The organism is Citrobacter sp. TBCS-14 (assembly GCF_005280805.1).
Taxonomy (GTDB): Bacteria; Pseudomonadota; Gammaproteobacteria; order Enterobacterales; family Enterobacteriaceae; genus Citrobacter; species Citrobacter gillenii.
This window is the reverse complement of sequence record NZ_SZWM01000613.1, coordinates 1-242: the sequence shown is the minus strand read 5'-3', so window position 1 is coordinate 242 and position 242 is coordinate 1. Positions and strand designations below refer to the sequence as shown.

Below are 242 nucleotides of genomic sequence, written 5' to 3'. Positions count from 1 at the left end.
ATGATGTGTTCATCATCCAGGGAACCGGTCGCCGTCGCTGGCGTGTGGGTGAAAAACTGCAGTTGAAGCAGCATTGCCCGCACCCTGACCTGCTCCAGGTTGATCCGTTTGAAGCCATCATTGATGAAGAGCTGGAGCCAGGCGATATTCTGTATATTCCACCTGGATTCCCGCACGAAGGCTACGCGTTAGAAAACGCGATGAATTACTCGGTAGGTTTCCGCGCACCGAATACCCGGGAG

At 54.1% G+C, this 242-nt stretch carries 1 protein-coding gene; it reads left to right on the top strand.

Going from position 1 to position 242, the window contains the following annotated elements:
- Positions 1-242 (top strand): cupin domain-containing protein (locus tag FDX22_RS20255; RefSeq protein ID WP_304571785.1); only part of this gene is annotated, 242 nt, incomplete at both ends.